11 protein-coding genes and 1 pseudogene are annotated in these 10,654 nt (G+C 74.6%); 7 read left to right on the top strand and 5 right to left on the bottom strand.

Annotation, left to right across the window (positions count from 1 at the left end):
- The 4 genes from ACIQOV_RS10625 to ACIQOV_RS10610 form a co-directional block, all read left to right on the top strand.
- Positions 1-990: YcaO-like family protein (locus ACIQOV_RS10625; protein ID WP_401047173.1), on the top strand; the 990-nt coding region annotated here is incomplete at its 5' end.
- Positions 991-1,007: 17 nt separating this feature from the next.
- Positions 1,008-2,672: a thiopeptide-type bacteriocin biosynthesis protein gene (locus ACIQOV_RS10620; RefSeq protein ID WP_401047172.1), complete on the top strand. Its 1,665-nt coding sequence runs from the start codon at positions 1,008-1,010 to the stop codon at positions 2,670-2,672.
- A 13-nt stretch (positions 2,673-2,685) separates the two neighbouring features.
- Positions 2,686-2,880, top strand: a complete 195-nt coding sequence (locus ACIQOV_RS10615) for a hypothetical protein (protein WP_401047170.1) — start codon at positions 2,686-2,688, stop codon at positions 2,878-2,880.
- Positions 2,855-3,232: a DUF1801 domain-containing protein gene (locus ACIQOV_RS10610; protein ID WP_401047176.1), complete on the top strand. Its 378-nt coding sequence runs from the start codon at positions 2,855-2,857 to the stop codon at positions 3,230-3,232. Before ACIQOV_RS10615 ends, ACIQOV_RS10610 begins: the two co-directional genes overlap by 26 nt.
- On the opposite strand, the gene ACIQOV_RS10605 is transcribed toward ACIQOV_RS10610, so the two are convergent.
- The 3 genes and pseudogenes from ACIQOV_RS10605 to ACIQOV_RS10595 all read right to left on the bottom strand — a co-directional run.
- Positions 3,127-3,492 carry a nuclear transport factor 2 family protein gene (locus ACIQOV_RS10605; protein ID WP_401047167.1) on the bottom strand — a complete coding sequence of 122 codons (366 nt, stop codon included), beginning with the start codon at positions 3,490-3,492 and terminating at the stop codon, positions 3,127-3,129. The two genes, ACIQOV_RS10610 and ACIQOV_RS10605, sit on opposite strands and share 106 nt — an antisense overlap.
- Positions 3,493-3,512: 20 nt before the next feature.
- Positions 3,513-4,256: an SOS response-associated peptidase gene (locus ACIQOV_RS10600; RefSeq protein WP_401047166.1), complete on the bottom strand. Its 744-nt coding sequence runs from the start codon at positions 4,254-4,256 to the stop codon at positions 3,513-3,515.
- Between the two features lie 36 nt (positions 4,257-4,292).
- Positions 4,293-4,509: pseudogene (locus tag ACIQOV_RS10595) on the bottom strand (helix-turn-helix transcriptional regulator); the annotation flags it as partial.
- Positions 4,510-4,679: 170 nt separating this feature from the next.
- Here ACIQOV_RS10595 and ACIQOV_RS10590 point away from each other — a divergent pair.
- Both ACIQOV_RS10590 and ACIQOV_RS10585 read left to right on the top strand, forming a co-directional pair.
- On the top strand, positions 4,680-5,717 hold the full coding sequence (locus tag ACIQOV_RS10590; RefSeq protein WP_401047174.1) for an alpha/beta hydrolase family protein: 1,038 nt from the start codon (positions 4,680-4,682) through the stop codon (positions 5,715-5,717).
- A 6-nt stretch (positions 5,718-5,723) separates the two neighbouring features.
- On the top strand, positions 5,724-6,926 hold the full coding sequence (locus ACIQOV_RS10585) for a saccharopine dehydrogenase family protein (RefSeq protein WP_401047163.1): 1,203 nt from the start codon (positions 5,724-5,726) through the stop codon (positions 6,924-6,926).
- Positions 6,927-6,935: 9 nt separating this feature from the next.
- On the opposite strand, the gene sigJ is transcribed toward ACIQOV_RS10585, so the two are convergent.
- Positions 6,936-7,892, bottom strand: a complete 957-nt coding sequence (sigJ, locus tag ACIQOV_RS10580; RefSeq protein ID WP_401047161.1) for an RNA polymerase sigma factor SigJ — start codon at positions 7,890-7,892, stop codon at positions 6,936-6,938.
- Positions 7,893-8,101: 209 nt separating this feature from the next.
- Here sigJ and ACIQOV_RS10575 point away from each other — a divergent pair, with 209 nt between their 5' ends.
- Positions 8,102-8,545, top strand: a complete 444-nt coding sequence (locus tag ACIQOV_RS10575) for a hypothetical protein (protein ID WP_401047159.1) — start codon at positions 8,102-8,104, stop codon at positions 8,543-8,545.
- An 8-nt stretch (positions 8,546-8,553) separates the two neighbouring features.
- On the opposite strand, the gene ACIQOV_RS10570 is transcribed toward ACIQOV_RS10575, so the two are convergent.
- Positions 8,554-10,602: an alpha-galactosidase gene (locus ACIQOV_RS10570; protein WP_401047156.1), complete on the bottom strand. Its 2,049-nt coding sequence runs from the start codon at positions 10,600-10,602 to the stop codon at positions 8,554-8,556.
- Between the last annotated feature and the right edge of the window lie 52 nt (positions 10,603-10,654).

Raw genomic sequence — 10,654 nt, 5'->3', positions numbered from 1 at the left:
GCCACCGCCCCCTACACCCCCGAGCTGGTCCTCGACTGGGTGCACGGCTGGTCGCTCACCCGCCGCCGCCCGGTCGCCGTCCCGGAGCGCGTCGCCTACTGGGAGGTTCCCGGCCGCGACCGCCCCCGGGTGGTCTACGAGTCCTCGAACGGCTGCGGACTCGGCAACAGCCCCCAGGAGGCCGCGCTCTACGGCCTGTTCGAGGTCGCCGAGCGCGACGCCTTCCTGATGGCCTGGTACGCCCGCACCCCGCTGCCCGGCGTCGCCGTCCCCACCGAGGACCCGCAGATCGCCGAACTCGCCGACCGGGCCGAGCTGTTCGGCTACCGCCTCACCCTGCTCGACGCCACCAACGACCTCGGCGTTCCCGCCGTGATCGCCCTCTGCCGCCACCGCGGCGACCACCCCGACGCCCCGCGCACCCTCCTGGCCGCCGGAGCCCACCACGACCCCCGGACGGCGATCCGCTCCGCCGTCGCCGAAGTGGTCACCAACGTCCAGGAGGCGCCCCACCGCTCCGTCGCCCCGGGCGGGCCGCGCGACCCGCAGCGGCTGCGGCCGATGCTGGAGCGCCCGGAGCTCGTCGTCTCCCTGGACGACCACGTCGGCCTCAACACCCTGCCCGAGGCCCAGCCCCGCCTCGACTTCCTCTTCGCCGGCCCGCCGCCGGTGCCCTGGACCGAGCGCTGGCCCGGCGACCCCGAACCGGTCACCGACCTCACCGACCTGCTGGAGCGGACGGTCACCCGGCTGGCGGGGGAGGACCTGGAGGTCCTCGTGGTCACCCAGGACGAGCCCGGCGTCCGCGACCGGCTCGGCCTGCACTGCGCCAAGGTCGTCGTCCCCGGCACGCTGCCGATGACCTTCGGCCACGCCAACCGCCGCACCCGGGGCCTGCCCCGCCTGCTGGAGGTCCCGTACCGCCTCGGCCGCACCCCCGCGCCGCTGCGCCACGACGAACTCCCGCTCCACCCGCACCCGTTCCCCTAGCCACCGGAGAGCACGCGATGACCACCCACGCGCTGCCGGCCACCACCTGGCACAGCCTGCACCTCGCGCTGCCGCTGCCGGCCCGCGAGGCCGACGCCTTCCTCACCGAGGACCTCGCCCCGCTGATGGACGGGCTCGCCGGCACCGACTGGTTCTTCATCCGCTACGGCGAGGGCGGCCCCCACCTGCGCATCCGCCACCGCGGCCCGGGCCCGGCGCCCGCCTCCCTCGCCGCCGACCTCACCCGCCTCGCCACCCGACGCACCGCGCCCGACGGCCCGTTCGCGGACGGGCACGGCACCGTGACGGAGGTCCCGTACGAGCCCGAGACCGAGCGCTACGGTGGCGCGGCCCTGCTGCCGATCGCCGAAGAGGTGTTCACCCAGTCCACCCGCGCCGCCGTCCGCGCCCTGCACGCCCTCGGCGCGGCCCCCGAGAAGCGGTTGCAACTGGCCCTCGACCTCGCCCACACCACCGCGTACGCGCTCGGCCTCGACGAACTCGCCGCCTCCCGCTGGCTGCGCCGCCACGCCGCCGCCTGGCGCTGGGTCACCGAGTTCCGGCCGCTGCCGGGCGCCGCCGTGCACACCCGGGTCAACACCGTGTTCGCCCGCCAGCGGGAGACGCTGGCCCGCCGCGCCCGGGAGCTGCGCGCGGCACTGGACGCCGGCACGGCCACGCCCTGGCTGGGCGACTGGGCGGCGCAGGCCGCCGAGGCCGCCGCCCGGATGCGGGCCGTCGTGGCCGCCGCGCCCGCCTCGGCCGCCGAGGAGGCCGAGGAGCGCCTGGAGTGGATCTGGGCCTCCCAGCTGCACATGCTGTTCAACCGGCTCGGCGTCGGCCCCGACGAGGAACGGGCGGTCTGCCGCCTCGCCGCCCGCACCCTGCTGGAGACCGGACAGCCGTTCACCTTCTTCCCCGCCGACCACCACGCCCCCGACCACCAGTACCTGGAACGCAGCAAGTTCCAGATCGGCCGCGGCGAGGACACCGCCCTGCGCGACCTGCCGCACCACCCGGCCCCGAGCCCCCGACCCGGCGACCTCCCGCTGCCCGCCGACCCGCTGCCGCCCGTCACCCTCGCCGACGCCCTGCGCACCCGCCGCTCCACCCGCGGCCCGCTGACCGGCCCGCTCACCGCCGGCGCCCTCGGCGGACTGCTCTGGTCCGCCTTCGCCCCCGCCCCCGACACCGGCCACCGCCCGTACCCCAGCGCGGGCGCCCTGCACACCGTCCGGCTGCGCCTGCTCGCCCTCGCCGTCGACGGCCTGCCCGCCGGCACCTACCACTGCCTCCCCGAACACCGCAGCCTGCGCCCGATCGGCCCGGCCCCCGCCCTCGACGACCTCAAGGCGCTCTCCTCCTACCTCTCCCGCCCGGCCGAGGACCCGGACGCCATCGGCGTCGACCAGGCCCCCGCCGTCCTCGCCGTGTACCTCGACCTCGCCCGGCTGCGCCGCCGCTACGGTCTGCGCGCCCTGCGCCTCGGCGTCCTGGAAGCCGGACACCTGGCCCAGAACCTGCTCCTGACCTCCGCCGCCTTCGGCCTCGGCACCACCCCCCTCGGCGGCCTCCAGGACGACCTCGCCCACGAACTCCTCGGCCTGGACGACCTCGGAGAGCCGATCCAGTACCTGCTCCCGCTGGGCCGGCCGGGGACTGCACCGGTGATCACGGAGTGAGTACCCTCGGCCCGTGACCGATCACGGCATCGCCCTCCCCGCGTTCCGCCTCCACGTCGTGCCCGCCGTGGTGGTGCTGGCCGGCCCGACCTGGCAGCGCGAGGTGTGGCTCGACCGGGACGAGTTCGAGGACCTCGCCCACACCGTGCACGTGCTCTTCGACGACTTCTGCGACGCGGACGATCCGGGGCGGTCCCTCGCTTCCTGAGGGACGCAGGGCCGTGCTGGCCACGCTGCGGCAACTGTGCCGGGAGGAGCTGGTGGGCTTCGACGAGGTCATGGCGTACGGGATGCCCGCGTACGAGCGGGGCGGCGCCGCGGAGATCGCGTTCGCCAGCCAGAAGCAGTACATCTCCTTCTACCTCATGCGCGGTGACGTCCGTGAGGCGTTCGAGGAACGGCTGGCCGGGCAGGACATGGGCAAGGGCTGCCTGCGGTTCCGCAGGAGGCCGGTTCACGGTGCCGTGGGCGGGCCCGGCGCCGGCTGCCGGCCGCCGAAGAAGACCTGCACCTCCCGGATCAGCCCGTCCCGGACCGTGATCGCCTCGACGTTGCGGTAGCGGTCGCCGGTGGTCAGCTCGTACTCGTAGTAGGCGAAGACGAGTTCCCCGCCGGCGGGCGTCACCCGCAGCAGCCGTTGCTCCGTGAAGCGGTCGGCGGTGGGGAAGCACCGGCGGAAGAAGGCCTCCTTGTCGATGCGGTCGTCCTGGGGGCTGGTGAACGTGAAGTCCGCGGCGTACAGCGGCACGGCCGCCTCCCGGTCCTGTGACCGGTAGCAGCGGAACGCGGCCTCGACGATGCTCGCGGGGGTGCGGTTCATGCGATCTCCCTGGTTCGGCTTCAGTCGGCCAGTCCCAGCGGGTCGTCCGCCGGGTCCAGCAGTTGCGGGCCGTTGTTGCGGACACTGTTGACGGTGGTGGGGACGGCGCGGACGCGCAGGTCGCCGTCGGCGGGGCGGCGCAGCAGGTGGTGGAGTTCGGCGCGGTCGGTGTGGGCGGGGGAGAGCCAGGTGGGGAGGTCGTCGGGGGCGATGGTGAGGGGCATCCGGTCGTGGACGCGGCCGGCGGAGTCGGTGGCGTCGGTGGTGATGACGGTGGCGGTGGCCAGCCAGGCGAGCGGGTCGTCCTCGGGGCGGGTGCCGTCGCGCCAGAACTCGTAGAGGCCGGCCATCAGCATCACGTCGCCGGTGCTGAGGAAGTACGGCTGCTTGTACTTCTTGCGGTCGGCGGTGGCGGGGACCTCGCGCCATTCGAAGTAGCCGTCGGCGGGGATGACGCAGCGGCGGGCGGTGAAGGCCTTGCGGAAGGCGGGCTTGGTGTCGACGGTCTCCGAGCGGGCGTTGATCATGCGGGCGCCGCCGGACGGGTCCTTGGACCAGGACGGGATCAATCCCCAGCGTAGCGGGCGCAGTTGGCGCATCACCTCGCCGGTGTCCCGGTCGACGCGTTCCAGGACGGCCGGGACCGGGTCGGTCGGGGCGACGTTCCAGCTCGGTGCGAAGGTCTCGGCCGGGTCCCACCGGAGCTCTCCGAGCAGTGAGACGAGGTCCTGGGGCGTGGTGGTGGAGACGAAGCGGCCGCACATGCCTCCCAGCCTCCCACGTCCCACGGACAACGGTGTTCAACTGGGCGCCCGCGCGCCCGGGGTGTGGCCGAGGGCGCGGCGGAACACGTCGATGAAGGCGCCGGCCGAGGCCCAGCCGCAGCGGTGCGCGACGGCGGTGACCGGCAGTCCCTCGGCGGCAGGACCAGGGCGTGGTGCAGCCGCAGCTGGGTGCGCCACTGGGGAAGGTCATGCCGAGGTCGGCGCGGAACAGCCGGGACAGCGTGCGGTCGCCGGGGCGCCGACGGTGCGACTGGGCGCTGTTCCGGACGCTGCCGGAGCCGGTGGTGCCGGATTCGGCGGCACCGTCCGCCGGGGCGGAGCACGTGGGGGCCGGGTGACTCACGCGTACCGTTCATATCTGTTACGGTCGTTTTAGAAACGAACGATTGGCGAGTGAACGATATGAAGCTGTTCGGCAAGCGCCGGTGGCTCTGGGGATCACTGCTGTCCGTGGCCGTGCTGCTGGCCGGCGCGGGCGGCTGGGTGGTGTACCAGAACGAGTACGACCTCACGGAGGAGCGGGTCACCGTCACCGGCGGCAAGCAGCCGCTCCAGGGCGTGCTGGCCCGCCCGACCGGCGGCCACGGACCGTACGGACTGGTGGTCTTCGTCCACGGCGACGGACCCGTCGACGCCACCCACGACACCTTCTACCGGCCGCTCTGGGAAGCCATGGCGAAGGCCGGGTACGCCACGCTGTCCTGGGACAAGCCCGGCGTCCGCAACGCCCCCGGCAGCTGGCTGGACCAGAGCATCCAGGACCGCGTCGACGAGACCCTCGCCGCGATCCGCTGGGCCAAGGCCCAGCCCGGCATCGACCCGGACCGGATCGGGCTCTGGGGCGCCAGCCAGGCCGGCTGGGTGATGCCCAAGGCCGCCCGGCAGTCCCCGGACGTCACGTTCCTGATCGCCGTCGGCACCGCCGTCAACTGGCTCCAGCAGGGCCGCTACAACCTGCTCGCCGAGCTCGGCGAGCGGCACGCCTCGCCCGAGGAGACCGCGGCCGCCGTCGCCCGCAGCGACCGCGACCTGGCCGCCCTGCGGGCGAGTGCGACCTTCGAGCAGTACCGGGCCGCCGGCGGCGACGCCGAGGGGCTGACCCCCGAGCGGTGGGCGTTCAACAAGCGCAACCACCTCTCCGACGCCACCGAGGACCTCGCCGCGGTCCGGATCCCGGTGCAACTGATCCTCGGCGGCCGGGACGTCAACGTCGACAGCGACGACACCGAGGCCGGTTACCGGCGCCTCGTCACCACCCCGGGCCTGCTCCAGGTCCTGCGCTTCCCGGACTCCACCCACAACATCGTGCCCGAGGACGTCGAGGACTCCGAACTGCGCAGCACCGTCCTGGCCGTCGCCGCCCCGCGCTCGCTGTTCACCCCCGGCTACCTCGACGGCATGCGGGACTTCCTGACCTCGCTCGACCACCGGAAGGGCTGACCCACGATGAAGCTCCTCGCCCTCGGCGGAGCCGGCGCGATGGGCCGGGTCTCCGCCCGGGTCGCGGCCGCCCTGCCCGGCGTCCACGAACTGGTGATCGCCGACCGGGACCTCGACGCCGCCCGCCGCGCCGCCGCCGCACTCGCCGCCGGCGCACCGGTGCCCGTCCGCGCGAGCCGGGTCGACGTCACGGACGGCCCGGAGCTGCACGCCGCCCTCGCGGACGCCGACGCCGTGCTGAACACCGTCGGCCCGTACTACCGCTACGGCTTCGACGTGCTGCGCGCCGCGATCCGCACCGGCACCCACTACCTGGACATCTGCGACGACTGGGAACCCACCGTCGCGATGCTGGAACTGGACGAGGAGGCCCGCGCCGCCGGAGTGCGCGCGGTGCTCGGCGCGGGCGCCAGCCCCGGCGTCAGCAACCTGCTCGCCGCCCGGGCCGCCGCCCGCCTCGACACCCTGACCGACGTGTACACCGCCTGGCCGGTGGACGTCGGCTCCACGCCCGACTCCTCCCGGCCCGGCTCCTCCCGGCCCGACACCTCGCTGCGCGACCCGAACGGCGCGGTCTCGGCCGCCGCCGTGCACTGGATGCAGCAGATCAGCGGTACCGTCGCGACGGTGGAGGACGGCCGGCTGGTCCGGCGGCCCCCGCTGCGCCCGGTCGCCCTCGACCTGCCCGGCGGCCACCGCGGCACCGCCTACACCGTCGGCCACCCGGAGCCGGTCACCCTGCACCGCAGCCTGCGGCCCGGCGGCGACGCGGCCAACCTCATGGTGGTGTCCGTCGGCACCGCCGCCTACCTGGGCGTGCTGCGCGAGGACCTCGACGCCGGACGGCTGACCAACGAGACCGCCGCCGCCGACCTCGACCGCCCCACCCTGCGCCGTACCCTGCGCGCGGCCGCCCGAGCCCCCCGGATGCGTGGGCCGGGCACCCTCCCGCCGTTCTTCGCCACCGCCACCGGAACGCGCGACGGCCGACCGGCCGCGGCGCTCGCCCGCCTGGACGGCGCGGAGCGGTTCCTGGCGGACATGGCGGAGGCCACGGGCGTCCCGGCGGGGCTGGCGCTGGCGCAGCTGCTGGACGGCACGGTGCGGGCGACGGGGGTGCACCCGCCGGAGGCGGTGATCGACGGGGAGCGCTTCTTCGCCGACCTGGCGCGGGAGTGCCCGGGCGTGGAGGTGGTGGAGGAGTTGTAGGCCGGGCGTTCAGCCGTCGCGCGGGTCGTTCTCCGTCCACGGGCGCAGCTTCTCCGGGTTGCGGACCGCCCAGATGCGGGTGATCCGGCCGTCCGCCGGCTCGAACGCCGCCACCGTCGCGGTGCGGCCGCCGTGCCGGGCGACCAGGCCGGGGCGGCCGTTGACGGTCCGTTCGAGGAGTGTGAGCCCGGGGGCCCGGTCGGCGAGGTGGACCAGGTACTGGGCGATCCGCTCGCCGCCCCGGACCGGGCGCAGGGCGGCGCCGACCAGGCCGCCGCCGTCGGCGGTCATCGTGGCGTCGGGGGCGAGCAGGGCGATCAGGGCCGTGATGTCCCGGGCCTCCCAGGCCTCCTTGAAGTGCCGCACCAGAGCGGCCTGCGCGCCCGTCGGCGTCGCCGGGGCCTGCGCGGCCCTGATCCGTCGGCGGGCGGAGGCGGCCAGCTGCCGGCAGGCCGCCGGGGTCCGGCCGACGATCCCGGCGACCTCGGGGAAGGGGTAGCGGAAGACGTCGTGGAGGATGAACGCCACCCGCTCGGCCGGGGTCATCGCCTCCAGCACGACCAGGAAGGCCATGCTCACCGACTCGTCCAGGGTCACCCGGTCCGCCGGGTCGGCCGGTCCGCCGCTGCCGCCGGCCGGCCCGCCGATCCACTCGCTGCGGTCGGGCAGCGGCTCGGGGATCCACTCGCCGACGTAGCGCTCCCGCCGGGCCCGCGCCGATCCGAGCAGGTCCAGGCAGACCCGGGTGGCCACCGTGGTCAGCCAGGCGCCCGGCGAGGTGATGGCTTCCTGCTGCCGGCGGGGCAGCGCGTACCAGCGGGCGTACGTCTCCTGCACCGCGTCCTCGGCCTCGGCCAGCGAACCGAGCAGCCGGTAGGCGAGGTTGATCAGCTGCCGCCGCTCGCCGACGATCACGCTCAGCTCCGGTACGGGCCGCTCCTGCCCCGGCTCGGACGGGGTGTTCATGGTCGGGGCCGCTCCCTGTCTCGTCTCGTCCGGCCGGCGCTCTCGCCGTTCTCGCGGCTCCTGCCGTTCCCGCCGCTGCGACCCGACCACGGGCCGGCCTGCGATGTCCGGCCCGGGACGGACCCCGCCTCACACTTCGCCGGCCTGTGTCGTCGGATCACCGGGACACTATCGATCAACCGCCGCGAGGCAGAAGAGGGGAACACGACATGGCCATCCACACCACGGCGAGGGCGGCGACGGGGACGGTGCCGGGAACGGCGGTGGAACAGCGTACCCGGGCCTTCCTGCGGGTCTCCGTCGCGCTCCAGACCGCGACCGTCCTCCTCCAGGCGGTCTCGGCCGGCCTGCTGCTCTCCACCTCCTACGGCGAACTGCTGCACGGCATCGGCGCGCGGGTGATGTACGGGGCCTCGATGCTGTACGTGCTCGCCGCCGTCCTGGCCTGGCGGCCGGGCGGCGGCTCGCCCCGTCCGATCCTGTACGCGTCGGGTTTCCTGGTGCTGGCCTCGGCGCAGGTCGTCCTCGGCATCGCCCACGTGCCGTCGGTCCACGTCCCGCTGGGCGTGCTGATCTTCGGCCTGAGCGTGGCCGTGCTGGTCCGGATGCCGGCCGCCCGCTCCACCGAGCGGACGGCCGGCACGAGGGACTGAGAGGTTCCTCAGGACCCGACGGCCCAGCTCTGGCCGGCTGCCGGGCGGGTGGTGACGGGGGTGCCGGCGGTGCCGGCGCCCGCGTCGAGGGCGAGGCCGGTGGCGACGTTGGTGACGGTGACGCCGGCCTCGCCCTGCGTCAGCTTCCACTCCTGCCAGGGGTTGCCGGGCGACAGGTCGAGCAGGTAGGCGCTGTAGCCGGCCGAGTTCCCGGCGGAGAGCACGGTGTGCCGGTGGGTGGCGGTGGCGCAGTTGTCGGTGATCCGGACGGTGCCGTCGGGGTTGGTGGTGAAGGTCCACTGCTGCGCCGCGTCACCGGGGCGCGCGGGCTCCAGGTCGGTGATCGAGCCGATCGGCGCGGTGCAGGAGCCGAGCAGCGAGAGCGCGAGGCCGCCGCTGGTCAGCGTGTGGTACTTCCCGTCGTCGACGACGCCCGACGGCCCGCCCGTCGACGTCGGGGTGAGCCGGTAGAGGGCCGCGCCGTGCGCCGGGAGCGAGGCGCCGATCGGCCCGGTGACGGTCGAACTCGCGCCCGTCCACAGCTCCTTGGCCCGGTAGCCGGAGCCGCCGAGGCCGAGTTCGGTGAGACTGGTGGAGACGCTGCGGCCGGCCGCCGGGTCCTGGTTGACCAGCAGCACGGCGGTGTCGCCGTTGGCGAGCTGCCGCTTGAGGACCACCGGCGCGCGCCCGTCGGCCGGCTTGGCGCCGACCAGGGTGGCGGGCTTGGCGAGGCCGTCCTGATCGATCGCGATCACCTCGCGGTTCTTCAGGATCGCCAGGCTCGCGTCGTCGATCCCGGTGGACCAGGTGTAGCCGCCGTCGCTGTGCCGGGACTGCGCGGCGGTGCGCAGGTCGGCGCCGGAGATCAGCGGCGCGGCGAGCATGGCGAGGATCGAGGTCTCGGTGCGGGACTCGTCGTCGGTGAAGGGCTTGTGGCAGACGCAGGTGTCGGTGGTGCCCCACAGGCCGTAGACGTCCTGCCAGCCGGTGAACATCATGTCCAGGTCGTTCCAGCTGCCCGGGCGGACGTTGCCCGGGTACTGCAGCGCGGTCTGCAACTGCCCGTTCCAGAGCACCCCGTCGAGCTCGCTGTCCCGGTCGCCGCCGATCCGGCAGAGGTTGGCGACCTGGCCGCACCAGACGCCGGTGGGCGCGTAGCCGGGGGCGTGGAACGGAGCCGTCCCGGCGGCCTGGACCACCGGGTCCGTGCGGGCCGGGTCGTCGGCGGCGAGCAGGTACGGGACGCCGGTGTGGGCGGGCTGGGCGGAGACGCTGAGGGTGACCTTGGGCCTGCCCTGGGTGGCGGAGGCGGCGTCCAGGGCACGCTGGAAGGTCTGCACCCGGGCGTAGACCGAGCGGGTCAGCTCCTTGCCCTCGCCCTGGGTGTAGTAGTTGTGCCCGTCCGGGCCGACGATCTGCGGGCCGTACGGGCAGTCGTCGTACTTGACGAAGTCGACGCCCCAGGAGACGAAGTCGGCCGCGTCGGTGGACTCGTGGCCGAGGCTGCCGGGGTGCATCTGGCAGGTGAGGTAGGTGTCGGTGGCGTAGAGGCCGAACTTCATGCCCTTGCCGTGCGCGTAGCGGGCCAGGTACTCGATGCCGTTGACGCTGCGCCCGTCCACGGTCTGCGCGGGGAAGTGGTCGGGGCGGGGGATCAGGTGGCCGGAGGTGGGGTCGTTGCCGGTGCCGTCGGTGCCGCTGACCGGGTTCCCGGCGTTGTCGTACAGCTGCATGCCGCCGTCGGCGTTGCGGACCAGGTCCGTGCTCTGGCCGTCGCGGTGCCAGAGCGACCAGCCGTCGTCGATGGTGACGGTGTCGTACCCGGCCGCCACCAGGCCGTTCGCGGCCATGAAGTCGATGGTCTGGACGACCTGCTCCTGGGTGACCTCGGTGCCGAGGGAGTTCCAGGAGTTCCAGCCCATGGGCGGGGTCAGGGCGTTGCCGTTGCCGAGCGCGGCGGCCGGCGCGGCCGTGCCGAGGCCGACGGCTCCCAGTCCGGCGGTGGCGAGGGCGAGGGACAGGAGGGATGCCGCGAGACGGCGGCGGGTTCGGCGCATGTGCGCACTCCTGAGGATGTGGGGGGACCGGTTGGTCGGGAAAGCTCATGGG

Source organism: Kitasatospora sp. NPDC091257, from assembly GCF_044757675.1.
GTDB classification, from domain to species: domain Bacteria; phylum Actinomycetota; class Actinomycetes; order Streptomycetales; family Streptomycetaceae; genus Kitasatospora; species Kitasatospora lactacystinica.
This window is presented reverse-complemented; position numbering and strand designations above follow the sequence as displayed.